Raw genomic sequence first — 25,033 nt, forward strand, 5'->3', positions numbered from 1 at the left:
ATGGCGCGGGCCCGTTCCTCCCCCTCGCAGGGGAGGAATCGCCTTATCGCTGGCTGGCGAGCGCCTTTTTCAGGCGGGCATGCGCCGCGCTCTTGATCTGGCAGATGCGCGCGGCGCCGACGCCCAGCACCTGGCCGATTTCCTCCAGGTTGAGTTCCTCGACATAGTAAAGCTGGATCACCATCGCCTCGCGCTCAGGCAGCGCCGAGATGGCGGCGATCAGCGCGTCGCGCAGGTCGCTTTCGGCCAGCTGCTCGAAGGCGTCGGGGGTGTCGTCGGCGAACCAGGGCAGGTCGTCGGCATAGACATCGTCGATCGCCTCCATCCGCACCGCCTCGGCGGTCTTGTAGTCGGCGCGCAGCCGCTCGACCGAGATGCCCAGCTTTTCCGCCACCGCCTCGTCGGTCGGGGCCTGGCCGCCGGACTGCGACAGGGTGGTGACCGCCTCGCTATACTGGCGGCGGCGGCGCATCGCGCCGCGCGTCGTCGTCGCCTGGCGGCGCAGCTCGTCGATCATCGCGCCGCGCAGCCGCGACTTCAGATAATGGCCGAACTCGACCCCGCGCTCCTCGAACGAGGCGGCGGCCTCGACCAGCGCGACCAGCCCGACCTGGACCAGATCCTCGACCTCGATCAGGCTCGACATGGATCCATGCACATGCCACGCGATCCGGCGGACCAGCGGCAGATGCTGGCGGATGATCGCATCGGTGTCGCCGCCGGGGCGACGGACGGTCGGCCGATAGGTGATCGGGCGGTCGGCGACCGTGGGGTTGGCCAGCGCCGGATCGAAATTCGCCGGGTTGAGGCTCTGGGCGCTGACGAACGCGCCGCTCAGGGGATGCGCGCTCATGCGGCCAGCGCCTGCGGAGCGCCGATCACGGCGACGACCTCGACCGCCTTCTCCTCGGGCACCTCGAAGAAGGACAGGACCGGCGTGTCGGGCATGCAGGTGCGCAGCAGCTTGCGCATCGCGAGCCGCACGCCCGGCTGGACGACCAGCGCGAACGGCTTGGCCTCGGCGATCAGCGGCTGGGCGGCATGGGTCAGCGCCTCGGTGATGCGACGACCCAGGTCGGGCTCGATCACATGGCGGCGCGCGGTGTCGGCGCGCATGGCCTGGCCCAGCAGCCCTTCGAGCTGGCCGTCCAGCGTCATGACGCGCAGCGGTTCGCGCATCCCGCACAGTTTCTGGATGATGAGCGCGCCCAGCTGCGGCCGGATCAGCTCGACAATCTCTTCGGCGTCGAGCGTCTTCTGGGCCGCCACGGCGATCGCGCTGGCGATGCGGCGGAACTCCTTCAAGGTGATATTCTCCGAAAGAAGGCCCTTGAGAACCTGGGTCAGGGTGGTGAGCGGCAGGGGGTTGGGGCTGAGCGAGGCGGCGAGCTGGCTCGCGCGCTCCTTCAGCCCGTCGAGCAGCGACTGGACCTCGTCGGGGCCGAGCAGCTCGGCGGCGTTGGAGCCCAGAATGTGGTTCAGATGGGTCGCCATGACGGTGCCCGGATCGACGACCAGATAGCCCATGCCGGTGGCGGCATCGGCGTCGCCCTTCAGGATCCAGGTCGCGGGCAGGCCGAAGGTCGGGTCCTGGACCGGCTTGCCGTCCAGCGTGCCGAAGGCCTGGCCGGTGTCGAGCGCCAGCATCTCGTCGGGCGACACCTGATCCTCGGCGGCGACGACGCCGTTGATGAGGATGCGGTAGTTGAACGGCCCGAGATTGATGTCGTCGCGGACCCGCGCCTGCGGCACGACGAAGCCCAGTTCCTTGGACAGCTGGCGGCGGACGCCGGTGATGCGCGCCATCAGCGGGGCGCCGCGACGCTCGTCGACCAGCGGCACCAGGCCATAGCCGATGTCGATATGCACCTGCATCCCGTCGATGACCTCGTCCCAGCCGATGCGCGAGGGATCGACCGGCTCGGCGGCGGGGGGCGGGGGGACGGGGACCGGGCGCTTCTCGATCTGGCGCAGCTTCCACGCGGTGAACCCGGCAATGGCGGCGGCGGGCAGCAGCACGAGGTGCGGCATGCCGGGCAGCGCGCCGAGCAGGCCCAGGATCACCGCGACCGGGATCCAGGTCTTGGACGCGCCGAACTGCGACCCGATCTGGCCCGCCAGATCCTTGTCGGACGACACGCGCGTCACGATGGCGGCGGCGGCGATCGACAGCATCAGCGAAGGCAGCTGCGCGACCAGCGCGTCGCCGATGGCCAGCAGGATATAGGTCTTGGCCGCATCGGCCACGCCCATGCCGTGGCTGACCGGGCCCAGGATCAGGCCGCCGATGATGTTGGCCGCCAGGATCAGCATCGCGGCGACCGCATCGCCCTTCACGAACTTGGACGAACCGTCCATCGAGCCGTAGAAATCGGCCTCGGTCGACACCTCGACGCGGCGCGCCTTGGCCTGGTCGGGGGTGATGAGCCCGGCGTTCAGGTCGGCGTCGATCGCCATCTGCTTGCCGGGCAGCGCGTCCAGGGTGAAGCGCGCCGACACTTCGGACACGCGGCCCGCGCCCTTGGTCACGACGATCAGGTTGATGATCATCAGGATCGCGAAGACGAAGAGGCCGACGACATAGTCGCCGCCGATCAGGAAGGTGCCGAACGCCTCGATGACATGGCCCGCCGCGCTCTCGCCCTCATGACCGTGCACCAGCACGATACGGGTCGAGGCGACGTTGAGGCCCAGGCGGAACAGCGTGGCGAACAGGAGGACGGTCGGAAAGGCCGAGAAGTCGAGCGGCTTTTCGGCGTTCAGCGCGACCATCAGGACGGCCAGGCTGATCGCGATATTGGCGACGAAGAAGATGTCGAGCAGCGCGGGCGGGATCGGCACGACCATGACCAGGACGAGCAGCAGGATCGCCGCGGGAAGGGCCATGGTGCGGCCGCCGGAAAACAGCTTGCCCATCGTTTAACCCCCCATGCTCGCGAGCATCATGTACGCCAGCCGCGCATGGTCGGGCTTGGGGCGCAGCACGCTGTCGCTGTCGGTGATGCTGGCCGATCCGTTGCGCAGGCCCAGCCGGTTCATCGTGCTGTTGGCCCAGGCCATGGCGTCGGCGGCGCTTTCGTTGTTACCGGTGACGACCGTCGCATCCTCGCCCATGCCCTTCAGCGCGAGCGCCTGTGCGGCGAATTGCAGGTTGGCGGCGCGGGTCGCGTCGCTGTCGGCGCTGCTGCCCGCCAGCTTGTCGGCGAAGCGGTTATAGATGTCCGAGAGCGTGCGCGGCTGGCCGTTCGCGGCGTAGAAGACCGAGCGGTTGGCGCGCGCGGCGGCGGGGAACAGCGCGGCGCCGGTCGCCTGCGGGCTCGACGCCATCTTGCTCAGGAACTTGGTCGCGCCGCCCAGGCCCAGGAAATGCGCCATATACAGGTCGGTGCCGCCCGCCTCGCGGCCCAGCGTCGCCTCCAGCGCGCTCTTGTTGTCCGAGGCATGTTCGGCCGCCATCAGCGAGGCGGCGGTGGGATCGTTGCGCAGCCCCATGACGGCGGTGCGCGCCTCGCCCGACACATGATAGCGTCCGCCCGACTGGCCGATCGAATCCGCCGCCCAGCCCAGGCCATGCTCGGCGCCGTGCTTCTTGACCACCGCGAGCCAGCTCTGCTCGACGAACTGGTACAGACCCGAGGCCGAGGAGGTCCCCGCACGGGCATTCGCGTTCAGCCCGGACTCGAGCTTGGCCTGCCCCAGCAGATAGCCGAAATCGACACCCGTGCGGCTGGACGCCAGCGCGATGGCCGATTGGATCCTGGTTTGAGAGACGGGTTGGACGGTCATGCTGTTCGGTAAAAGCCCTTGTTCGGGCTCTACTCAGCAAAGGGCGTGCCAATTCCCCGCGACTCTGCCGGGGGGCGGTGCGAATCCGGCGCGGGACAGGAAAAAAGCCCGGCAAAGCGGGCTTTCGTGCTGGGGACCGGCAGGACCGGCCATCAGGGTCGGCAGGGGGCGTGGCGGCAAAGCGGCAACGGCTTGCCGCCCGGCAAGCGGCAATCAGGCGTAGGCGCGCATCGCGGGGCGATAGCCCATGCCGGCATCCCCGGTCAGGGTCTGGAGCTTGCGACGGACATTGGCCGCCATCAGGTTCACATAGATGCGGCAGGTCTCGTTCAGGCGGTTGGCCTCGTCGGCCAGCTCGCGCAGCTCGGGTCCGGCGGGGCCGGTGCCCAGCGCGGCGACCTGTTCGATCGCGGCCAGCTTCTCGGAGGTGGCGCGTTCGAGGGCGACCACGTCGTTCGACTTCAGCGCCGCGATTTCGCGGTGCAGGGCCTCGATGACCTGGATCAGGGCGTCACGGCGCGTCATTTACCGTTCCAGTCGAGCTTCAGGGCGATCATCTGGTCGGCGATGGTCGCCGGCAGGATCGGGAAATCGCCATTGGCGATGGCCTTCTTGATCTGGGCGACGCGATCCATGTCGACCGGCGGCTGGGCCGCCAGATCGCGTGCCAGATTGCCGACGCCGCTGGTCTCGCTGGCCGCCTTGGCCGGGTTCGGAGCGGTCTGGGTGCTCGCCGCGAGCGCGTTGGGACGCGTCACGGCGGCGATCCGCCCGATCCTCGCTTCCCCGGCACTCAGCCTTGTTACATCCACCATGTCCGCACCTTCTGGTTCCGCTGACATGGAGGGTAACGGCCGAATCCGGGGAATCTTTAGGGGGAATTTACGCTCTCGCCCCCGATTTTCCGGCCCATGGGCATTCCGCTATTCGGCCCAGCCGGGCAGGGTGGCGCGACCGCTGGCCAGCGCGACCGCCTGGACCGGCTGGCGGGACGAATCGATGCGGACCAGGAAATGCGCGCCGGGCGCGGCATCGGCCATCGCCACGCCTTCGCGGGTGATCGAAAAGCCGTTCGATCCCGCCTCGATCACCACCGGATCGCCGCGCCGGATGACCGGCTCCACCCGGGCGGCGGCGACGGGAATCGGGCGCGGCTCGGCGGCGGGCTTCGGCACGGCCAGCACCGGCACGAAGATGCGCCATTGCGGGCTGGAACAGGTGACGACCACCGCGTCGTGCATCTCGGTGCGCCATGACAGCGCGACGGTGGGGCATTGGCTGAGCTTCAGCCTGGCATCGACCGGCGACCGGGCGCCCCCCTCCACCCCGACGGGGCGGCCGGTAAAGGCGGTGACGGCGGCGTCGAGCGCGGCAATATCCTGAAAGCCGGCGGCACCGGCCAGAAGCAGCGACAGGATCATCAGGGTCTCCGTGGCGGATCGCCGGCAAAGACGAGCGTGACCATCGCGATGCGCGGGCCCGGCTTGGCGGCGGTGGAAAGGATCAGGCGGTCGGCGGCGGCGGGGCCGATCAGCGCGGCGGCGGCGCGGGCGCGATCGGCGGCCAGCACGACCGCGCTATGGGTGACGGGATCGACATCGGCGGCGCTGCCGTCGGTCGCCCCGGTGATCGACAGGCGGATGCGCGGATCGGCCAGCGCCTCGCGCGCCCAGGGGCCCAGCAGCGGGTCGGGATCGACCGGCTCGGCCGAACCGGGGGCGAAGCTCAGCGAGGCGGTGGCGACCGGCATGGCGGGCGGCGGGGCGGGGGGCAGGCGGAGCGCCTGCGACGCGGGATCGGTGTTGGCGCCGAACTGCGCGCGCAGTCCGTTGAGCAGCGCGGGCCGCCGCTCCGCCCCCGTCGCCTGGACCAGAACGAGGAAGCCGACCAGCAACAGGGCAAGGTCGGCCAGCGTGATCAGCCAGATCGGCCGCGAGGGCACGGGATCGGGAAACACCGGATCGCTCATGCCACGCTCATCAGGCTGGGCGGCGAGGACGGGCCCGACTTGGACGACGCCGTCGATCCGCGCGAGGGGCGCGGGGCCTCGCGCGCGGCCAGGGCGGCGAGCGGGGCGACGATGCGGGTCCGCTCGAACGCCTCGATCCGCGCGGCGCGACGCAGCCGCATCGCGATCGGCTGGGCGACCAGATTGGCGAACAGCGCGCCATAGAGGGTGGCAAGCAGCGCGATCGCCATCGCGCCGCCGATCCGCTGCGGATCGTTCATCGTCGCGAACATCGCCGCCAGTCCGATCAGCGTGCCGACCATGCCCATGGCGGGCGCCACCTCGGCCGCGCCGGTCCAGATATCGGCGACCGCGACATGGCGTTCGATCCGGCCCTGCCGCGCCAGGTCGAGCCGCGCGGTCACGGCCTCCGGCCCCTCGCCATCGACGATCGCGGCGATCGCCTCGGCCAGATCGGGGTCGGTGACGACCGAACGATCGAGCGTCAGCACCCCGTGCCGCCGCGCGACGCGCGACAGATGCGCGATCTGTTCGATCAGCGGCTCGGCGGCGAAGGGCTTCCGTACCAGTACGGCCAGCGCCCGGAGCGCGCGCCGCCCGTCACGCCATGGCGTGCGCAACAGCGTCGCGATCAGCGTCCCGCCCAGCACGATGGCGAGCGCCGCGGAGTCGAAGAACTGGTGGAGCGGTGGAAGGGCTATCATGCGCGCCGCCACGCAAAGACCGGGCCAAATGCCTGTGCGGATTCGCCAAAGTCGCACCCGGTGGGGGGAGCGCGTCGGGGCGGCGCGCGCGGCACGGGCGGGGCGGCAGGACCCTGCTGCCGCTTCGTTGCCGCCTACCGGCAAAAGGCGGCAACGCCTTGCCGGAGGGTGGGCGGGCCGGGCGGCCGGGCCAGCCCGACCCCGCGCCTTTCCGCGCCTTTCGACAGGTTGGCACGGTGATTGCGTATCCCCGGCTATCGCGATGATCCGCGTGGGAAAGGAGGTTGAACGATGGCCGCAGAAACGCTTTTCGGAATTCACGGCGCGGCGCTGGAAGTCCGGGCGCAGCGCATGGGTGTGCTGGCCTCGAACATCGCCAACGCCTCCACCCCCGGATTCAAGGCGCGCGACATCGATTTCAAGGCGGCGCTCGCCGCGATCGAGGGCGGCTCCGACCAGGGCCAGGGCAAGGGGATCGCCGGCGCGACGAAGTATCGCGTGCCGCTCCAGACTTCGCTCGACGGCAACACGGTCGAACTCAACCAGGAACAGACCGCCTTCGCCGAAAACGCCGTCCAGTATCAGACGACGCTGTCGTTCCTGAACGGCCGCATCTCCACCATCACCCGTGCGCTGAAGGGCGAATAAGCGATGGCCGACACGCCTCTCTCCATCTTCCAGGTCGCGGGCCGCGCCATGTCGGCGCAGCTTGTGCGGATGAACACCACCGCGTCGAACCTCGCCAATGCGGGCGGCGTCGCCGGGTCGGCCGAGACTGCGTACAAGACGATGAAGCCGGTCTTCCGCACCAGCTTCGACGCCGCGACCGGCCTGTCCACCGTCGATGTCGAGAAGATCGTGACCGCCGGGGAGGACCCCGCCAAGCGGCACGATCCGAACAACCCCTTGGCCGACAAGGACGGCAATATCTACGAGGCCGCCGTCGACGAGACCCGCGAGCTGGTCGACATGATGGAGACCTCGCGCACCTACCAGAACAATGTCGAGGTCATGCAGACGGCCAAGTCGCTGATCCTCGATACCCTCAAGCTGGGACGCTGATCATGACATCCACCGCGCTCGAGTCGACGCTCGACAGTCTGGGCATCGCGCGAACCGGGTCGACCGGCTCGTCCTCGACCACCACGGCGGCCAAGAAGTCCACCACGCTGGGTCAGGCCGATTTCCTGAAGCTGCTGACCGCGCAGCTGAAGAACCAGGATCCGTTCTCGCCGATGGACAATACCCAGATGGTCGCCCAGATGGCGCAATTCTCCAGCGTGGCGGGCATCTCCGAGATGAACACCACGTTGACCTCGCTCGCGAACAAGCTGACCGGGACCACGCCGTCGGCCGCGATGAATTATGTCGGCAAGACCGTGCTGACCCAGGGCACGACCGCCTATGGCCGCACCAGCGGCGGGCTGGCGGGCCAGGTCGAACTGGATGCCGCGGCGTCCGACGTGACGGTGACCATCGCCGATGCCAGCGGCGGGGTCCTCAAGACGCTGTCGCTCGGCGCGCAGAAGGCGGGCGCGGCCAGCTATGACTGGGACGGCAAGACCGCCGACGGCAAGAGCGCCGGATCGGGGCCCTTCACCATCTCGGTGTCCGCCAACAACGGCAGCACCGCCGTCACCAGCCGCTCGCTGGTCTGGGCGCCCGTCCAGTCCGTCTCGCTGCCCTCCACCGGCTCGCCGGTCCTGACCGTCGCCGGTCTGGGCCAGGTCCAGCTCTCCGCCGTCCGCGCCGTCGGCTGATCCCCCTTCACGTACCAGGAAGATAGCCCATGTCCTTCTACACCTCGCTCAGCGGCCTTCAGGCTTCGCAGACCGACATGTCGGTCATCTCGCACAACCTCGCCAATGTCGGCACCAACGGCTTCAAGAAGAGCCGCGCCGAATTCGCCGACGTGATGGCCGCCAATTTCGCCACCGACCCGTTCAAGCAGGTCGGCTCGGGCACCGTGGTCAAGGCCAACCGGCAGGAGTTCAAGGAGGGCAATTACACCAGCACCTCCAACGCGCTGGACCTCGCCATTTCGGGCGACGGCTTCTTCACGGTGCAGGCGGGCGGCACCGCGGGTACGCTCCAGTACACGCGCAACGGCTCGTTCCAGGTCGACACCAAGAACTATGTGACCGACACGCAGGGCAACCGCGTCCAGGTGTTCCCGGTCGACAAGGACGGCAACGTCACCGCGTTCGGCAATGACGGCCTGACCAGCCTTCAGCTGCCCACGACCAGCGGCACGCCGGTCGCCACCAAGAAGGTGACGATGGCCATCAACCTGTCGAGCACCGCCGTCGCGCCGACCGCCGCGTTCGACCGCACCAACATGGGCACGTACAACAACACGACCCAGACCAAGATCTACGACACGGCGGGCAATGCCATGACGCTGACCAACTATTATGTCCGCGCGCCGTTGCCGGTCGATGCCAATGGCAATGCGATCCAGCCCTCGGACGGCAGCAGCAGCTGGCTGGTCTACAGCTTCGTCGGCGATCAGCAGATGACGACCAATGGCGGGTCGAAGGACCCGATCAAGATGACCTTCGATTCGGGCGGCAACCTGAAGTCGCCGACCGGGGCGACCAAGTTCGACAATTTCACCCCGCGCACCTCGACCACGTCGCAGCCGCTGTCGATCGACTATACCGGCTCGTCGCAGTCGGGTTCGATCTTCTCGGTCGCCTCGCGCACCCAGGACGGCAAGTCGGTGGGCCTGTTGTCGGGCGTGTCGGTCGGCGACGACGGCCTGGTGACCGCCTCCTTCTCCAACGGCGAGACCGCCGCGCTGGGCAAGGTCGCGGTGGCGACCTTCGTCAACATGCCGGGCCTGCGCCAGGAGGGGAACAGCTATTGGGAGGCGACCGGCAAGTCGGGCGCGGCCAAGTTCGGCACCGCCAACCAGGGCGCCTATGGCGCGATCCGGTCGAGCACCATCGAGGGGTCGAACGTCGACATCACCGAGGAGCTGGTCAACCTGATCGCGGCGCAGCGCGATTTCCAGGCGAATGCCAAGGCGCTCGATACGTCGAGCCAGATCTCGCAGACCATCTTCAACATCCGCAGCTAAGCGAAACGGGCCGGGTAACGGGACAGGTAACGGGGGGCAGCGATGGACAAGCTGGTCTATACGGCGGCGACGGGACTGCGGGCGCACATGTCGGCGCAGTCGGCGATCGCCAACAACATGGCCAATGCCTCGACGATCGGTTTCCGTTCGGACCGGGTCGTGTTCGACCGTATCGACCTGAAGGGCGGCGGCGCGGCGTTCGAGGCGCGGATGCCCACCGCCGAGGAAGTGACCGACGCCGACCGCCAGCCCGGCACCGTCCAGCATACCGGCAATCCGCTGGACGTCGCGGTCGCGACCTCCAGCGCGTGGCTGGCGGTGCAGGCCCCCGACGGGTCGGAAGCCTATACCCGTCGCGGCGACCTGGAGGTCACGGCCTCGGGCGTGCTGCAGACCGGCGACGGCTATCCGGTGATCGGCCAGAACGGCCCGATCACCGTGCCCCCCTATAATTCGATGAGCGTCTCGCCCGACGGCACGCTGTCGATCGTGCCGCTGGGCGCGGGGCCCGGCACCCAGCCGCAGGTGATCGACCGGATGAAGCTGGCCGACACGCGCGGCAGCCAGACGGTCAAGGGGCTGGACAATCTGCTGCGCGTCAAGGGCGGCGGGGCGCTGCCGCAGGACATGGACGCCACCGTCCAGTCGGGCGCGCTGGAAGGGTCGAACGTCAACATGACCCAGACGCTGGTCGACATGATCGAGAACCAGCGCAGCTACGAGGTGCAGGCCAACCTCATGAAAGAGGCCAAGTCGATGGACGAGAACAGCGCATCGCTGATGCGGCTGCCGAGCTGAGGATTAGGGGTTTATGTCTTCCGCCGCCATGCACATCGCGCGCACCGGGCTCGACGCCCAGGATATGCGCATGCGGGTCATCTCGAACAACCTGGCCAACGTCAACACGACCGGGTTCAAGCGCGATCGCGCCGCGTTCGAGACGCTGGCCTATCAGACGATCACCGCGCCGGGCGCCGCCAGCTCGACCGAGAGCAAATATGCGACCGGCCTGAACCTGGGCACCGGCGTGCGCATCCAGGGCACAGCGCGGATCAACACGCAAGGGTCGATGCAGACCACCAACAACAGCCTGGACATGGCGCTCGACGGCGAGGGCTTCTTCCAGGTGCAGATGCCGGGCGGGACGCTGGGCTATACCCGCGCGGGCAATTTTCTCGCGCTCGGCCGAGGGGCTGCTGGTCACGTCCGAGGGCTATCAGGTGATGCCGGGCATCACCGTGCCGCAGGGCGCGACCCAGATCACCATCGGCTCCGACGGCACCGTGTCGGCCACCATCCAGGGCCAGGTCGCCCCCGCCGAGATCGGCCAGATCCAGGTCGCGACCTTCCCCAACCCGGCGGGCCTCCAGTCCAAGGGCGACAATTACCTGACCGAGACCGCCGCCTCGGGCGCGGTCGGCATGGGCGTCGCCGGGCTCGAGGGGCGCGGCCAGATCCGCCAGGGCATGCTCGAAGGGTCGAACGTCAACGTCGTCGAGGAGCTGGTCGACATGATCGAGACCCAGCGCGCCTATGAGGTCAACTCGAAGATGATCAAGTCGACCGACGAGATGCTCCAATACGCCAACCAGAATCTGTGAGGCCGGTGATGCGTCTGGCTCTTTCCCGTTTCGACTATTGGATCGAACTGGCGCTGTCGACGGCGGCCGCCGCGATGGTCGTCGCCGCGCTCGCGCCGTTGCCCGCGCAGGCCAGCCTCTTCGGCAAGAAGCAGCCGGTCGAGGATTTCACCACCACCCGCCCCGCGCCCATGCCCGCCCAGCCGGTCCAGCCCGCCAACGGCTCGATCTTCCAGGCGGCCGACGGCTATGCCGCGCTGTACGAGGGATGGCGCGCGCGCCGGGTCGGCGATCCGCTGACCATCGTCCTCGTCGAGCGCACGGCGGCGTCCAAGTCGGCGACCTCCAAGCTCGGCTCGAAGGGCGATCTGGGGATCAACCCGCCGACCACCGGCCCGCTGGGCTCGCTGCTCAAGTCGACCGATATCGGCATGGGCGGCAGCCGCAACTTCAACGGTTCGGGCGCGGCCGACCAGTCCAACTCGCTGTCGGGCGAGATCAGCGTGACCGTGGCGCAGGTATTCCCCAACGGCACCATGCTGGTCCAGGGGCAGAAGCGCGTGACGCTGAACCGCGGTGACGAGTTCATCCGGATCAAGGGGCTGGTCCGCATGGCCGATATCGGCATCGACAACCGCGTCGAATCGACCCGCGTCGCCGATGCGCAGATCGCCTATACCGGCAAGGGCGACGTCGCCCGCGCCAGCCGCCAGGGCTGGCTGAGCCGTTTCTTCCAGGCCGTCAGCCCGTTCTGAGGCATAGAGACATGATCCGCTTCCTCCTCACGCTCCTCGCCACGCTCCTGATCGCGGCCCCGGCCTCGGCCGACCGGATCAAGGATCTGGGCGGTTTCCAGGGCATCCGCACCAACCAGCTGACCGGATACGGCGTCGTCGTCGGCCTGCCGGGCACGGGCGACGACAATCTGGAATATACCGTCCAGTCGCTGAAGGCGGTGGTTTCACGGTTCGGCCTGCAACTGCCGCCGGGCGCCAATCCGGGGATGAAGAACGCCGCGGTGGTGATGGTCACCGCCGAGCTGCCGCCCTTCGCCAAGCCGGGGCAGAAGCTGGACATCACCGTGTCCTCGATGGGCAAGGCCAAGTCGCTGCGCGGCGGCGCGCTGATCCTCACCCCGCTCCAGGGCGCCGATGGCCAGATCTATGCGATGGCGCAGGGCAATCTCGCGGTCGGCGGCCTGGGTGCCGAGGGTGCGGACGGGTCGAAGATCGTCGTCAACGTCCCCTCCACCGGCCGCATCCCCGAGGGCGCGACGGTCGAGCGTGCGGTCGCGACCGGCTTCGACACCGCGCCGATGCTGACCTTCAACCTGGCGCGCGCCGACTTCACCACCGCGCAGAATGTCGCGCAGGCGATCAATGCGCGCCTCGGCATGGGCATTGCGCAGGCGATGGACGCCGTGTCGGTCGCGGTCCGCGCGCCGATGGGTGCCGATGTCCGCGCCACGCTGATGTCCGAGATCGAGAATCTCGACGTCGCCTCCGCCGAGCCGCCCGCCAAGGTGATCGTCAACGCGCGCACCGGCACCGTCGTCATCAACTCGGCGGTCCGGGTCGGCCCGGCGGCGGTGACTCACGGCAAGCTGACCGTGAAGATCGACGAGCAGCAGCGCGTCAGCCAGCCCGGCCCCTTGAGCGGCGGCCAGACTGCGATCACCCAGAAATCGGGCGTCTCGGTCGAGGAGGAGCGTCGTCCGATGTTCGTCCTGGCCCCCGGTCCCAAGCTCGCCGACATCGTCAAGGCGGTGAACGCGATCGGCGCGGCCCCGTCCGACCTGGTCGCCATCCTCGAAGCGCTGAAGGAAGCCGGCGCGCTGAAAGCGGAGTTGATCGTCCTGTGACCCAGAGCATCGCACCCAGCTCGGCGATTTCGCCGACTTCCGCCCCCGCCTCGGCGATTTCGGGAAGCGTGTCGACCGACACCCGGCGGCTGTCCAACGGCGCCAATCTGGACAAGGCGGGCACCCAGTTCGAGGCGATCTTCACCGGCATGATGCTCAAGGCGATGCGCCAGACCAAGCTGGGCGACACGATGTTCGAATCGAAGGCGCTGGACACGTTCCGCGACATGCAGGATCAACAGGTCGCGCAGACGATGGCGGTCCAGGCGCCGCTGGGCATCGGCAAGGCGGTCACCGCCTTCCTCGCCAAATCTCAACCTGCCGTTAACCAGAAATAATGTAGCACGAGTCGCATGAGCGATCTGCTCTCTATCGGCGCTTCGGGCGTCCGCGCATATCAAACCGCGCTGACCGCCGTTGGTGAGAATATCGCCAATGTCGCGACGGACGGCTATTCGCGCCGGACGGTCACGACGCAGGAGGTCTCGCCCGCGGCGGGGCTGTCGGCGAACAAGGTGTCGGCGGGCTCGGGCGTGGTGGTGCTGGGCATCGCGCGTTCGACCGACGTCTATGCCACCGCCGCGGTGCGCGCCGCCACCTCCGACCTGTCGCGGACCCAGACGGGGGCGACCTGGCTGAGCCGGATCGAGAGCACGCTGACCGGCGATCAGGTGCAGACCCGCCTGACCTCCTTCTTCACCGCCGCGCGCACCCTGGCCTCGGATCCGAGCTCGAACGCGCTGCGCGCGACGATGCTGGAGGCGGCGCGGTCGACCGCCAGCGCCTTCAGCGCGACCAATGCGGCCTTCGACCAGGTCCAGTCCGATTTCGACGGCCAGGCGCGGCAGGCGGCGCAGGACCTGTCCTCGCTCGCCGTCTCGCTGGTGCGCGTCAATGACGGGCTGGGCCGGACCCAGGCGGGAACGGCGGCGGCGGCGCAACTGACCGACCAGCGCGACCAGATCCTGACCAAGATGAGCGCGCTGGCCGACATCACCAGCACCACCGACTATCTGGGGCGCGCGACGGTGCGGCTGGGCGATCGCGCCGGGCCGGTGCTGGCCGCACCCGACGTGACGGGTTCGGTGACCTATCAGCGCGGAACCGACGGCAGCGTGTCCTTCAAGGTGGCGGTGCAGGGCGAGCTTCAGGACTTCATCCCCACCGGCGGGTTGATGGCGGGGATGCTCGACGGGGCGGAGCGGATCAACGCCACGCGCGGCGCCTTCAACCAGGTCGCGAAGGATTTCGTCAACACCGTCAATACCTTGCAGGCGGGCGGCCAGGACGTGAACGGTCAGCAGGGCGCAAAGATGTTCGCCCTGACCGACGGCACCGCCAATATGAGCCTGTTGCTGACCAGCGGCTCCGGCATCGCGGCGGCCAGCAATGGCGCGGGATCGCGCAACGCCGACAATCTGACCCTGCTCGAACAGGCGCGCAGCAACACGAGCACCGGCAATTTCGAAAACCGGCTGACCCAGATCGTCACCGGCAACGCCACCACGCTCAAGCAGCGCCAGACCGTCGCCGAGGCGCAGACCGCGATCAGCGACGGCGCCAAGGCCACGCTGTCGGCGGCTTCGGGCGTGACGCTGGACTCGGAGGCGGTGACGCTGATGCGGTTCCAGCAGGCCTATTCCGCGTCGAGCCGCGTCATCCAGGCCGCGCGCGACACCTTCCAGTCCATTCTCGAGCTCCGGTAACGGCCATGCAGATTTCCACCAACGTCTTCTATGAAACGGCGTCGCGCCGGATGTCGGAGCTGACGGGCAAGGCGAATGCGCTGCAGGTCGAGATTTCGACCGGCAAGAAGCTGCAGACCCCATCCGACGACGCCGCCGCATCGGCCCAGATCGCCGAGTTCAACCGGCGCGACGCCAATGACGCGGTCTACAAGACCAATCTGACGGTGGCGGGATCGCTGCTGCAACAGGCGGACACCACGCTGGGCCAGATCGGCAAGCAGGTGCAGAAGGCGCTGGAACTGGCGACCCAGGCCGCCAACGGCACGCTGTCGGCCGCCAACCGGTCGAGCGTGGGCGACCAGATCGCCTCGATTCGCGACGCGCTGGTCGGGCTTGCCAATTCCAAGGATGCGCGCGGCCTGCCGCTGTTCGGCGCGGCGGCGGGAACCGATGCCGTCAAGCAGGTCAACGGCACCTATGTCTATTCGGGGGCCAGTGTCTCCGACATCCCGATCGCCGACGGCCAGTCGATCGACGTGTCGGTCGGCGCGGACCGGGTGTTCAAGGCGGGCAGCGACGACACGCTCAACGTGCTTAACAACCTGGTTACCGCACTTCAGTCAGGATCTGGTGACGTCAGCGCGTCCATCAAGGACGCGATGAACAAGTTGAGTGCCGCGAACGACAATATCGCGAGCGTGCAGGCCTCGGTCGGCGCGCGCGCGGCGCGTGTCGAATTGCAGCAGGGGTTGCAGCAAAAGGCCGCCACCGACCGCACGGCGCTCCGCTCCAGCGTCGAAGACGCCGATGCCGTCACGACCATCACCCAGTTGCAGCAGACGATGACCGTGTTGCAGGCGACCCAGGCCAGCTTCACCAAGCTGTCGAACCTGTCGCTGTTCGATTACCTCAAGTGATGCTGTCCGGGCCCGCGCCCGGTAACCCTATTTTGACCTAAGAGGCGTAGGCGGGTGGTCTGACAGGCACAGCGCCGGTCTTCGGGAGAATCGGTTCACCATGTTTCCTGCCATCGGCCTCGTCATCCTGCTCGGCATGGTGTTCGGCGGCTTCGCCATCACCGGCGGCAAGCTGGGCCCCGTGTTCGAGGCGATCCCGCACGAGATGCTCATCATCGGCGGCGCGGCCGTCGGCGCGCTCGTCATCGGCAATTCCGGCAAGGAGCTGAAGGCGCTGGGCGGCGCGATGGGCAAGATCTTCAAGGGTCCGAAATACAAGAAGCAGGACTATCTCGACGTCATCTTCCTCGTCTCGAAGCTGATGAAGATGCTGCGCACCGAAGGCCCGATCGCGCTGGAACCGCATGTCGAGGACCCCAAGTCCTCGTCGGTCTTCGCCGAATATCCGCGCCTCGTCGCCGACCATACGCTGGTCAACCTGATCGCCGACACGCTGCGGCTGGTCGTCGTCTCGTCGGGCACGCTCGACGTGCATGCGGTCGAGGAGGTGATGGACAATGCGATCAAGACCCACCACCACGAGGTCGAGGGGCCGCAGGGCACGCTTCAGAGCCTGGCCGATTCGCTGCCCGCGCTCGGCATCGTCGCCGCCGTGCTCGGCATCGTGAAGACCATGGGTTCGATCGACAAGCCGCCGAGCGTGCTGGGCGGCATGATCGGCTCGGCGCTGGTCGGCACCTTCATGGGCGTGCTTCTGGCATATGGCATCGTGAACCCGTTCGCGGGCCGCCTGAAGCAGGTGATCGACGCCGACGCGGCCATCTATCACGTGGTCAAGCAGATCATCATCGCCTCGCTCCACGGCCATCCGCAGCCGCTGGTCATCGAGGCGGCACGCTCCGGCATCGCGCACAAGGACCAGCCCGGCTTTGCCGAGGTGTTCGACGGCCTGCGGGGCAAATAAGCCATGGCCCGCGCACCGCACGGCAAGAACGAGCCGCCCAAGATCGTCATCGTCAAGAAGATCATCGCCGATGGTCATGGCGGGCATCATGGCGGCGCGTGGAAGGTCGCCTATGCCGACTTCGTGACGGCGATGATGGCGTTCTTCCTGCTGCTCTGGCTGCTGGGCGCCACTACCGAGAAGCAGCGCAAGGGCATCGCCGACTATTTCGCGCCGACCCTGCTCGACACCAAGTCGGTGGGCATCGGCGGCGGCGTCCTGAACGGCGGCGCGGGGCTGGGCCAGATGCGCAAGGAAAGCAGCGCGGCCATCACCCAGACCATGGTCATGAAGATCAACGGCCAGGGCGGCAACAAGGCGGGCACCGGCAACAAGGGCTCGCTGCGCAATCCCGACAGCATGGCGCGCGACCAGCAGACCTTCGACGCGGTCAAGCGCGAGCTTCTGAAGAAGATGGAGGTCACGCCCCAGCTCAAGAAGCTGGCGCAGCAGGTGCGTTTCATCCCGACCGACGACGGGCTGCGCATCGACCTGGTCGACAATGCCAATTATTCGATGTTCGCGATGGGGACGACCACGCTGACCCCGGAGGCGTCCGAGCTGATCGGCACGATCGCCAAGACGGTCGCCGACGTGCCCAACACGATCATGATCCGCGGCCACACCGACGGCGTGCCCTATGGCGATCCGCGCGCGATGAACAACTGGCTGCTGTCGTCCAGCCGCGCCGAGGCGACCCGTCGCCGGCTGGCATCGGGCGGGCTCCCGGAGTCGCGGTTCGAGCGGATCGAGGGCGTCGCCGATCGCGAACCGATGATCGCGAACAACCCCTCCGACCCGCGCAACCGCCGCGTGGCGATCACGCTGCTCTACCGCAAGGGCGCTTTCGGGCAGTAAGCGGGACGGTCCGCTTCGTCCGGGCGTCTTTGGGGGATCGACAGTCCGTAAGGGGTATTCTTCCCTCTCCCCTGTCCAGGGGAAAGGGATGGGATGACAACCCCACCCAAGCAAAAGGCCCGCCCGACCATCCTGCTCCGGGAGACGAGCAGGACGGTCGGACGGGCCTTTATGCGATCGGTCGATCGCGTCGTCGCTTATTCGGCGTCGGCGGCCTCGGCCTTGCGCGGCTTGCGCGCGGCAGGCGCGGCGCCGTGAAGACCATGGGTTCGATCGACAAGCCGCCGAGCGTGCTGGGCGGCATGATCGGCTCGGCGCTGGTCGGCACCTTCATGGGCGTGCTTCTGGCATATGGCATCGTGAACCCGTTCGCGGGCCGCCTGAAGCAGGTGATCGACGCCGACGCGGCCATCTATCACGTGGTCAAGCAGATCATCATCGCCTCGCTCCACGGCCATCCGCAGCCGCTGGTCATCGAGGCGGCACGCTCCGGCATCGCGCACAAGGACCAGCCCGGCTTTGCCGAGGTGTTCGACGGCCTGCGGGGCAAATAAGCCATGGCCCGCGCACCGCACGGCAAGAACGAGCCGCCCAAGATCGTCATCGTCAAGAAGATCATCGCCGATGGTCATGGCGGGCATCATGGCGGCGCGTGGAAGGTCGCCTATGCCGACTTCGTGACGGCGATGATGGCGTTCTTCCTGCTGCTCTGGCTGCTGGGCGCCACTACCGAGAAGCAGCGCAAGGGCATCGCCGACTATTTCGCGCCGACCCTGCTCGACACCAAGTCGGTGGGCATCGGCGGCGGCGTCCTGAACGGCGGCGCGGGGCTGGGCCAGATGCGCAAGGAAAGCAGCGCGGCCATCACCCAGACCATGGTCATGAAGATCAACGGCCAGGGCGGCAACAAGGCGGGCACCGGCAACAAGGGCTCGCTGCGCAATCCCGACAGCATGGCGCGCGACCAGCAGACCTTCGACGCGGTCAAGCGCGAGCTTCTGAAGAAGATGGAGGTCACGCCCCAGCTCAAGAAGCTGGCGCAGCAGGTGCGTTTCATCCCGACCGACGACGGGCTGCGCATCGACCTGGTCGACAATGCCAATTATTCGATGTTCGCGATGGGGACGACCACGCTGACCCCGGAGGCGTCCGAGCTGATCGGCACGATCGCCAAGACGGTCGCCGACGTGCCCAACACGATCATGATCCGCGGCCACACCGACGGCGTGCCCTATGGCGATCCGCGCGCGATGAACAACTGGCTGCTGTCGTCCAGCCGCGCCGAGGCGACCCGTCGCCGGCTGGCATCGGGCGGGCTCCCGGAGTCGCGGTTCGAGCGGATCGAGGGCGTCGCCGATCGCGAACCGATGATCGCGAACAACCCCTCCGACCCGCGCAACCGCCGCGTGGCGATCACGCTGCTCTACCGCAAGGGCGCTTTCGGGCAGTAAGCGGGACGGTCCGCTTCGTCCGGGCGTCTTTGGGGGATCGACAGTCCGTAAGGGGTATTCTTCCCTCTCCCCTGTCCAGGGGAAAGGGATGGGATGACAACCCCACCCAAGCAAAAGGCCCGCCCGACCATCCTGCTCCGGGAGACGAGCAGGACGGTCGGACGGGCCTTTATGCGATCGGTCGATCGCGTCGTCGCTTATTCGGCGTCGGCGGCCTCGGCCTTGCGCGGCTTGCGCGCGGCAGGCGCGGCGCCCGCGTTGCGCGGACCGGGCTTGCGGCCCAGGCCGATCTTCTTGGCCATCGCGCGACGGCTTTCCGAATAGCTCTCGGCGACCATCGGATAGTCGGGCTTCAGGCCGTAGCGCTCGCGATATTCCTCAGGCGTCAGGCCATGGGTCGCCAGATGGCGGCGCAGAGTCTTGTAGGGCTTGCCGTCGATCATCGAGACGATGTGATCCTTCGACGCAAGCGACTTGCGGACCGAAACCGCCGGAACATATTCGGTCGGCGCTTCGACATCGGCGGCCTGCGGCGCGCTGCCCAGAAGCGAAGATACGGTTTCGTGCATCTTGTGCAGAAAGGCCGGAACCTCTTCGGACGAAGTGCGGGTGTTGGGATTACCCAGCCACGCGATGGTCAGTTCGGTCGCCAGTTCTACGGCATTCACATCGATAGGGTCGTCGGCCATGATACGCTCCTTTTTTATTTATGGTTTGACCTAACCGTCAATCTCGCCGCGTCAACCGTCCGGAGCGGAAATGGGTCAAATATATCCGTTTCTCTATTCGTTTGACTTGGTGAGGCGCCAATATCTCTATTTGGGACGGCGTTGCTGCGGCTGATGGGCACAGATGCACGGCGATAGGGTCGGCAAGCCGGGCAATGCTTGGCGAAGCATGTTTAAATCCAGATCAAGAATTGGATGACGGCTCCGTCATCAGCGTGGTTTTGCAAGCAATTACCCAGCTGTTTCCACGCCCCTTCGGTTCCACGATTGCAAAAAATGCAACAAAAATTGTTTAGCTTGCAGTTGTGCTAATCGCGTCGATCGGCCAAAGAGAGCGGGCCTTTCAGGCATCCTCTCCTAAAAACTTTCACGGCTGGTCCTCGGACCAGCCTTTTTTTTGCTATGCATTCGGCGGGCATGCGCCTAGGTTGCCGCATCGCCGCGCTTCAATGACAAGATAAGCAGGAGTGGAAGCCGCCGGAAAGACCGGCATCGCGCGTCGGTGCCGGGGGTCGAGCGACCCGGGTCGCTCCCCCCGTCCAACCTGATTCGATGACCACCAGAGGCGTCAGCGCCGACAAGCGATCATGTCGACGCGGGTATCGCATCGCAATGATGGGCGGGGCGTCCCATGCGGTCGACCCCGGCCTGAAGGTGAGGGGGACGAACGACCGCGTCTATGTCTTGTCCTCGGGCGTCTTGCGGCGAATGAACTGGTCGAGCGCGGACAGCGCCATGCCCGCAAAGGCCGCTGCTTCCGAAACGCCGGGGACCGACGGAGCGGGATCGCGCGGCAGGCCGTCCTGCGGCGGGGGTTCGGAGGAGTCTTCGGTGCTCGGGCGTTGGGTATCGCGCGCCAGCGCGGCGGCGGCGACCACCAGGCCGGTGGCGATCAGCTGGCGTCCCATCGGGCTGCGCGCCTGATCCAGCAGGACCTGCCCGACCCGGTGCAACGGCGACGCCGTGGCGGGCCCGGCCTGCTCGGCGCGTGCCGCCTTTTTCTGTTTCTTCTTGTGCTTCTTCTTGCCCATCGACGGCGCACTCCTGTGCCAGTGTATGTTCAATATAATACACCTTGGTCCACGTACAAGATGGCGGGGTGGTCAGCCGTTGAGCGCGCGCGCGCGCCGTCGCTGGACCGAGCTGCCGATCCCCATCGATTCGCGATATTTGGCGACGGTGCGCCGGGCGATGTCGAAGCCCTTGGCCTGGAGCAGTTCGACCAGCGTATCATCGGACAGGATCTTGGCGCCTTCGCCCGCGATCAGCGTCCGGATCGCGCTCTTCACCGCCTCCGCCGACACCGCATCGCCGCCATCCGCCGCCGCAATCCCACTGGTGAAGAAGTATTTCAGCTCGAACAGCCCGCGCGCGCAGCTGAGATATTTGTTGCTCGTCACCCGGCTGACGGTCGATTCGTGCATCCCGATCGCCTCGGCCACCCGCGCCAGCGTCAGGGGTTTCAGATGCGCGACGCCGTTCAGGAAGAACGCCTCCTGCTGCTTCACGATCTCGGTCGCGACGCGGATGATCGTCCGCTGCCGCTGGTCGAGCGCCTTCATCAGCCAGTTGGCGCTGGCCAGGCAATCGGCCAGCCAGGCCTTGGACCCCTTGTCCTGCGGTCCGTGGCGCAGTTCCTGATAATAGCGGCGATTGACCAGCACGCGGGGCAGGGTGGCGGTGTTCAGCTCGATGCCCCAGCCGGCCTTGGTCCGGGTGACGAACAGGTCGGGCACCACCGCCTGTGCGGGTTCGCCGCCATAGCGACAGCCGGGCTTGGGATCATAGCCGCGCAGCTCGCGGATCATGTCGGCCATGTCCTCGTCATCGACCCCGCAGATCCGCTTGAGCCGGACCAGGTCGCCGCGCGCCAGCAGGTCGAGATTGGCGATGAGCCGCGCCATGCAGGGATCGTAGCGGTCGGCCTCGCGCGCCTGGAGCGCCAGGCATTCGGCCAGATCGCGCGCGCCGACCCCCGTCGGCTCCAGCCCCTGCACGACCGACAGGATCGATTCGACGCGCGCCAGCGGGACGCCCAGCCGCTCGGCGATCTCGGCCAGCGGTGCGGTCAGATAGCCCGCCTCGTCCAGCAGGTCGATGATATGGGTCGCGATCGTCAGGTCGGCGCCCGACAGGATCATCGCGACCTGCGCGCCCAGATGCTCGGCGAGCCCCGGTGCATCATTGGCCAACGAATCCCAGTCGGGCCCATCCTCGCCGCCCAGGCCCCCGCCCGTGCCCGCGCCGTTCAGCGACAGCCCGCCGTCGGGGCCGGTGCCGCCATCGGCGACGCTGTCCTGCTGATGGCTCTCGGTCGCATAATCCAGGTCGAGCCCGCGATCCTCGGCGGGCGCGGTGCCCGCGACCAGCTCGTCGGCACCGGCGGGCGCCTCGCGCTCGGGACGCTCGGGGGTGGCGACGTCGCGGATCGCGGTCGCGTCGAGCAGAGGGTTCTTCTCCACCTCCTCGGCGATGAACGCCTCGATCTCCAGGTTGGACAGCGCCAGCAGCTTGATCGCCTGTTGCAGCTGCGGCGTCATCACCAGCGACTGGGACTGGCGGATGTCGAGGCGCGGGGCCAGGCTCATGCGGATACCCCCGATCCGACGCCCCGTGCCCATCGCCCGGCAAAGGCGATGAAGCGGAACGGGGCGGAGCGGGGCGCGGTCCTCATGCGGTCAGAGCGAGAAGCCCTCGCCCAGATAGAGGCGGCGGACATTGGCATCGGCCACCAGCTCTTCGGGCGATCCGGTGAACAGCACGCGGCCGTCATAGATGATGTAGGCGCGGTCGACGATGTCCAGCGTCTCGCGGACATTATGGTCGGTGATCAGCACGCCGATGTCGCGCCGCTTCAGGTCCTTCACCAGATCGCGGATGTCGGCGATCGAGATGGGGTCGATGCCCGCAAACGGTTCGTCGAGCAGCATGATCGACGGATCGGCGGCCAGCGCGCGCGCAATCTCGGCGCGGCGCCGCTCGCCGCCCGACAGCGCCATGGCGGGCGCGGCGCGCAGGCGGGTCAGCCCGAATTCCTCGAGCAGCTTGTCGAGCTTGCGCGCGCGCTCGGCGGGATCGGGCTCGGCCAGTTCGAGCACGGTCAGGATGTTTTTCTCGATCGACAGCCCGCGAAAGATCGAGGTTTCCTGCGGCAGATAGCCCAGGCCCAGGATCGCGCGGCGATACATGGGCAGCCCGGTGATATCCTCGCCGTCCAGCATGATGCGGCCCGAATCGGGCTTCACCAGCCCCATGACCGAATAGAAGCAGGTCGTCTTGCCCGCGCCGTTCGGGCCGAGCAGCCCGATCACCTCGCCGCGCCCGACCGAGACCGACACGTCGGTCAGGACGGTGCGCTTGTCATAGCTCTTGGCGATGGACACGACCTGCAGGCCGTTCGCCACGGGCGGCTCGGCCACAGGGGGCCTGTGCTCCTGCGCCTCGCGAATCGGGGTTTCCATATCCATCGGCCAGTCTGTTCCCTTCATTGGCAACCACGGTAGCGCGGGCGGGCGCCCGGCGTCACGCGTCAGTTGCGATCGGGGACCGAGAAGGTGCCCGTGACCCGGCCCGACGGCGCGCGCGACACCGTGCCGCCATTGCCGCCCGATGCGCCGCCCGCCACCGACGATCCGTCGATCACCGCGCGCCCGGTGTCGAGATTGATGGTCAGCCGCCCGCCATTCACCGTGTTGCCGTCCTGGGTCAGGGTGACGTTGCCCAGCATGGTGATGACCCGGCGGTTCAGGTCATAGATGCCGTAATTGGCGCGCGCGGTCTGGTTGGGGCGCTTGACCACGACATTGCCCGACGCGTCGAAGCGCGACACCTGCGGCTTCCCGCCGATCACCTGGCCCGTATAGGTGATCGTCATCCGCGCGGCGGTCAGCGTCATCTCCGCCTGGCGCAGCGAGACATTGCCCGACAGGACGCCGCGATTCTGCTTGTCCTGCAACTCGATGACATCGGCGCCGAAATCGATCGGCGCGCGGCTGTTGTGCCGGACCTGCGCCGCCGCGGACACGGCAAGGACGATGAGGGCAGGAGCCGTCGCGGCGATGAACTTGTTCATGGTCGGCTATTTCGTGCTTTACGGCACGATGCGCAAGCGGGCGTTGCCTTCCAGCCGGACGGTGCGATCCTCCAGATTGGCGCGCAGCCTGTCGGCGCTGAAATGGCCCTGCGGCATGCGGCCCGTCACCGCGCCCCCCGATACCAGCGTGCGCTGTTGCAGGTCGATCGTCGCGTTCTGCGTCTGGAGGTTGTAGCCGCCCTGCGACTGGACGTTGAGCGGGCCGTCCAGCTTCACCTGCTCGGTCCGCATGTCGTACAGCCCGGAATTGGCGCGCACCGTGGCGGGACCGTCGGACAGCTGGATCGCGGCGGCCAGTCGGTTCAGCTCCACCACCGGCTCGGCCGAGCTGCGCTGGATCGCCGAGCCCGCGTCGAGCGAGAAGGGCTGCCCCTTGTCGTCGACGCCGCGATATTGCGCGGCCTGGATCTTCATCCGTTCGCGCGCGACCTCGACCTTCTTCTTGTCGAGGACGAAGGACACCTCGCTGGAGGAATAGATCGGCGCCATCACCAGGAACGCGGTCAGCACGCCGATCGCGCTGGGCAGGATCCAGCGCGCCGCCGTCACGAACCGGTCGTGGCGGCTGCCCGGCGCGGCCCAGCGCTGGCGCTGGGTGCGGACGCGATCGGCGATCTCGGACATGGCGGCGGCTTCCTAAAGGGCGGGGCGGATCAGGCGTGGGCGAAGATATCGACCTCGGGCCAGCCCGCCAGGTCCAGCTCGGCGCGCGCGGGCAGGAAATCGAAACAGGCCTGGGCCAGTTCCATCCGCCCCTCGCGCACCAGCCGCTTGTCCAGCTCGACCTTCATCCGGTGCAGATAGCGCACGTCCGAGGCGGCATATTCGCGCTGCGCATCGGACAGTTCGGGCGCGCCCCAGTCGGACGATTGCTGCGCCTTGGACAGCTCAACGCCCAGCAGCTCGCGGACCAGCTCCTTCAGGCCGTGGCGGTCGGTATAGGTGCGGATCAGCCGCGAGGCGATCTTGGTGCAATAGACGGGCGCGGCGACGACGCCCAGATAATGGCGGATCGCGGCGATATCGAATCGCCCGAAATGATAGAGCTTCAGCCGCGCCGGATCGGCCAGCAGCGCGCGCAGATTGGGCGCGGCATAGTCGCTGTCCGGGCCGAAGCGCACCAGATGCTCGTCCGGGCCGCCATCCGACAGCTGGACGACGCACAGCCGGTCGCGCGGGGTGATCAGGCCCATCGTCTCGGTATCCACCGCGATCGCGGCGCCGGCGGCGAACAGGTCGGCGGGGATGTCTTCTTCATGCAGATGAACGGTCATATGTCCTGCCCTAGCGGGGGCGGGGGAAAGCCTCAACCG

General features: G+C 67.7%; 29 protein-coding genes and 2 pseudogenes. 16 read left to right on the top strand and 15 right to left on the bottom strand.

What is annotated here, in order from left to right; all coding sequences use genetic code 11:
- Window positions 1-43 precede the first annotated feature (43 nt).
- From QE385_RS12035 to QE385_RS12070, 8 genes are all read right to left on the bottom strand, one after another.
- Window positions 44-853, bottom strand: coding sequence for a sigma-70 family RNA polymerase sigma factor (locus QE385_RS12035; RefSeq protein WP_307102124.1), 810 nt, complete (start codon window positions 851-853; stop codon window positions 44-46).
- Window positions 850-2,916: a flagellar biosynthesis protein FlhA gene (gene flhA, locus QE385_RS12040; RefSeq protein WP_307102126.1), complete on the bottom strand. Its 2,067-nt coding sequence runs from the start codon at window positions 2,914-2,916 to the stop codon at window positions 850-852. Before flhA ends, QE385_RS12035 begins: the two co-directional genes overlap by 4 nt.
- A gap of 3 nt (window positions 2,917-2,919) precedes the next feature.
- Window positions 2,920-3,786, bottom strand: a complete 867-nt coding sequence (locus QE385_RS12045; RefSeq protein ID WP_307102129.1) for a lytic transglycosylase domain-containing protein — start codon at window positions 3,784-3,786, stop codon at window positions 2,920-2,922.
- 213 nt (window positions 3,787-3,999) lie between these two features.
- Window positions 4,000-4,311, bottom strand: a complete 312-nt coding sequence (locus QE385_RS12050; protein ID WP_307102131.1) for a flagellar protein FlgN — start codon at window positions 4,309-4,311, stop codon at window positions 4,000-4,002.
- A complete protein-coding gene (gene flgM, locus QE385_RS12055; protein ID WP_307102133.1) occupies window positions 4,308-4,601 on the bottom strand; it encodes a flagellar biosynthesis anti-sigma factor FlgM in 294 nt (97 codons plus the stop codon). Before flgM ends, QE385_RS12050 begins: the two co-directional genes overlap by 4 nt.
- 108 nt (window positions 4,602-4,709) lie before the next feature.
- Complete coding sequence (locus QE385_RS12060; protein WP_307102135.1) at window positions 4,710-5,207, bottom strand: flagella basal body P-ring formation protein FlgA; 498 nt, start codon at window positions 5,205-5,207, stop codon at window positions 4,710-4,712.
- Window positions 5,207-5,755 carry a flagellar motor protein MotB gene (locus QE385_RS12065; protein ID WP_307102137.1) on the bottom strand — a complete coding sequence of 183 codons (549 nt, stop codon included), beginning with the start codon at window positions 5,753-5,755 and terminating at the stop codon, window positions 5,207-5,209. The genes QE385_RS12060 and QE385_RS12065 overlap by 1 nt, the downstream gene beginning before the upstream one ends.
- Window positions 5,752-6,459: a motility protein A gene (locus tag QE385_RS12070; RefSeq protein ID WP_307102139.1), complete on the bottom strand. Its 708-nt coding sequence runs from the start codon at window positions 6,457-6,459 to the stop codon at window positions 5,752-5,754. Before QE385_RS12070 ends, QE385_RS12065 begins: the two co-directional genes overlap by 4 nt.
- A gap of 291 nt (window positions 6,460-6,750) precedes the next feature.
- Between QE385_RS12070 and flgB the strand changes: the two genes are divergently transcribed.
- The 16 genes and pseudogenes from flgB (at window position 6,751) to QE385_RS12150 (ending at window position 18,899) form a co-directional block, all read left to right on the top strand.
- The gene (gene flgB / locus QE385_RS12075) at window positions 6,751-7,107 is read left to right on the top strand and encodes a flagellar basal body rod protein FlgB (RefSeq protein ID WP_307102142.1); all 357 of its coding nucleotides are present in this window, start codon (window positions 6,751-6,753) and stop codon (window positions 7,105-7,107) included.
- A gap of 3 nt (window positions 7,108-7,110) precedes the next feature.
- A complete protein-coding gene (gene flgC, locus QE385_RS12080; protein ID WP_307102145.1) occupies window positions 7,111-7,521 on the top strand; it encodes a flagellar basal body rod protein FlgC in 411 nt (136 codons plus the stop codon).
- A 2-nt stretch (window positions 7,522-7,523) separates the two neighbouring features.
- Window positions 7,524-8,219: a flagellar hook assembly protein FlgD gene (locus QE385_RS12085; protein WP_307102147.1), complete on the top strand. Its 696-nt coding sequence runs from the start codon at window positions 7,524-7,526 to the stop codon at window positions 8,217-8,219.
- A gap of 29 nt (window positions 8,220-8,248) precedes the next feature.
- On the top strand, window positions 8,249-9,541 hold the full coding sequence (locus QE385_RS12090) for a flagellar hook protein FlgE (protein WP_307102149.1): 1,293 nt from the start codon (window positions 8,249-8,251) through the stop codon (window positions 9,539-9,541).
- Between the two features lie 42 nt (window positions 9,542-9,583).
- Entirely contained in the window at window positions 9,584-10,339 is a 756-nt protein-coding gene (locus QE385_RS12095; protein ID WP_307102150.1) for a flagellar basal body rod protein FlgF, read from the top strand.
- Between the two features lie 13 nt (window positions 10,340-10,352).
- A pseudogene (gene flgG, locus QE385_RS12100) lies at window positions 10,353-11,142 on the top strand (flagellar basal-body rod protein FlgG).
- 74 nt (window positions 11,143-11,216) lie between these two features.
- Window positions 11,217-11,876 (top strand): flagellar basal body L-ring protein FlgH, encoded by a 660-nt coding sequence (locus tag QE385_RS12105; protein ID WP_307104708.1) that lies wholly within the window; start codon window positions 11,217-11,219, stop codon window positions 11,874-11,876.
- An 11-nt stretch (window positions 11,877-11,887) separates the two neighbouring features.
- Window positions 11,888-12,982 carry a flagellar basal body P-ring protein FlgI gene (locus QE385_RS12110; protein ID WP_307102152.1) on the top strand — a complete coding sequence of 365 codons (1,095 nt, stop codon included), beginning with the start codon at window positions 11,888-11,890 and terminating at the stop codon, window positions 12,980-12,982.
- Window positions 12,979-13,320: a rod-binding protein gene (locus tag QE385_RS12115; RefSeq protein WP_307102154.1), complete on the top strand. Its 342-nt coding sequence runs from the start codon at window positions 12,979-12,981 to the stop codon at window positions 13,318-13,320. The genes QE385_RS12110 and QE385_RS12115 overlap by 4 nt, the downstream gene beginning before the upstream one ends.
- A 15-nt stretch (window positions 13,321-13,335) precedes the next feature.
- Window positions 13,336-14,688, top strand: coding sequence for a flagellar hook-associated protein FlgK (gene flgK / locus QE385_RS12120; protein WP_307102156.1), 1,353 nt, complete (start codon window positions 13,336-13,338; stop codon window positions 14,686-14,688).
- A gap of 5 nt (window positions 14,689-14,693) precedes the next feature.
- The gene (gene flgL / locus QE385_RS12125; RefSeq protein ID WP_307102157.1) at window positions 14,694-15,587 is read left to right on the top strand and encodes a flagellar hook-associated protein FlgL; all 894 of its coding nucleotides are present in this window, start codon (window positions 14,694-14,696) and stop codon (window positions 15,585-15,587) included.
- 100 nt (window positions 15,588-15,687) lie between these two features.
- A complete protein-coding gene (gene motA, locus QE385_RS12130) occupies window positions 15,688-16,551 on the top strand; it encodes a flagellar motor stator protein MotA (protein WP_219018840.1) in 864 nt (287 codons plus the stop codon).
- Window positions 16,552-16,554: 3 nt separating this feature from the next.
- A complete protein-coding gene (locus tag QE385_RS12135; protein ID WP_307102160.1) occupies window positions 16,555-17,448 on the top strand; it encodes a flagellar motor protein MotB in 894 nt (297 codons plus the stop codon).
- A 93-nt stretch (window positions 17,449-17,541) separates the two neighbouring features.
- The gene (locus QE385_RS12140) at window positions 17,542-17,706 is read left to right on the top strand and encodes a hypothetical protein (RefSeq protein ID WP_307102162.1); all 165 of its coding nucleotides are present in this window, start codon (window positions 17,542-17,544) and stop codon (window positions 17,704-17,706) included.
- Window positions 17,697-18,002, top strand: a pseudogene (locus QE385_RS12145) (MotA/TolQ/ExbB proton channel family protein); the annotation flags it as partial. The gene QE385_RS12140 and the pseudogene QE385_RS12145, both read left to right, overlap by 10 nt.
- 3 nt (window positions 18,003-18,005) lie before the next feature.
- The gene (locus QE385_RS12150) at window positions 18,006-18,899 is read left to right on the top strand and encodes a flagellar motor protein MotB (RefSeq protein ID WP_307102160.1); all 894 of its coding nucleotides are present in this window, start codon (window positions 18,006-18,008) and stop codon (window positions 18,897-18,899) included.
- A 197-nt stretch (window positions 18,900-19,096) separates the two neighbouring features.
- On the opposite strand, the gene QE385_RS12155 is transcribed toward QE385_RS12150, so the two are convergent.
- The 7 genes from QE385_RS12155 to QE385_RS12185 all read right to left on the bottom strand — a co-directional run bounded on the left by QE385_RS12155 (window position 19,097) and on the right by QE385_RS12185 (window position 24,994).
- Window positions 19,097-19,588: a MucR family transcriptional regulator gene (locus QE385_RS12155; protein WP_307102164.1), complete on the bottom strand. Its 492-nt coding sequence runs from the start codon at window positions 19,586-19,588 to the stop codon at window positions 19,097-19,099.
- Window positions 19,589-20,304: 716 nt separating this feature from the next.
- Window positions 20,305-20,658 carry a hypothetical protein gene (locus tag QE385_RS12160; protein ID WP_307102166.1) on the bottom strand — a complete coding sequence of 118 codons (354 nt, stop codon included), beginning with the start codon at window positions 20,656-20,658 and terminating at the stop codon, window positions 20,305-20,307.
- A gap of 72 nt (window positions 20,659-20,730) precedes the next feature.
- Entirely contained in the window at window positions 20,731-22,215 is a 1,485-nt protein-coding gene (rpoN, locus tag QE385_RS12165) for an RNA polymerase factor sigma-54 (RefSeq protein WP_307102168.1), read from the bottom strand.
- A 90-nt stretch (window positions 22,216-22,305) separates the two neighbouring features.
- Window positions 22,306-23,094: an LPS export ABC transporter ATP-binding protein gene (gene lptB / locus QE385_RS12170; RefSeq protein WP_307102170.1), complete on the bottom strand. Its 789-nt coding sequence runs from the start codon at window positions 23,092-23,094 to the stop codon at window positions 22,306-22,308.
- A gap of 62 nt (window positions 23,095-23,156) precedes the next feature.
- A complete protein-coding gene (locus QE385_RS12175) occupies window positions 23,157-23,699 on the bottom strand; it encodes an LptA/OstA family protein (protein WP_307102172.1) in 543 nt (180 codons plus the stop codon).
- Window positions 23,700-23,717: 18 nt separating this feature from the next.
- Window positions 23,718-24,344, bottom strand: coding sequence for an LPS export ABC transporter periplasmic protein LptC (lptC, locus tag QE385_RS12180; RefSeq protein ID WP_307102174.1), 627 nt, complete (start codon window positions 24,342-24,344; stop codon window positions 23,718-23,720).
- Between the two features lie 29 nt (window positions 24,345-24,373).
- Window positions 24,374-24,994 carry a ribonuclease D gene (locus QE385_RS12185; protein WP_307102176.1) on the bottom strand — a complete coding sequence of 207 codons (621 nt, stop codon included), beginning with the start codon at window positions 24,992-24,994 and terminating at the stop codon, window positions 24,374-24,376.
- Window positions 24,995-25,033: the final 39 nt, after the last annotated feature.

It is taken from the genome of Sphingomonas sp. SORGH_AS_0950 (genome assembly GCF_030818415.1).
Classification (GTDB): Bacteria; Pseudomonadota; Alphaproteobacteria; order Sphingomonadales; family Sphingomonadaceae; genus Sphingomonas.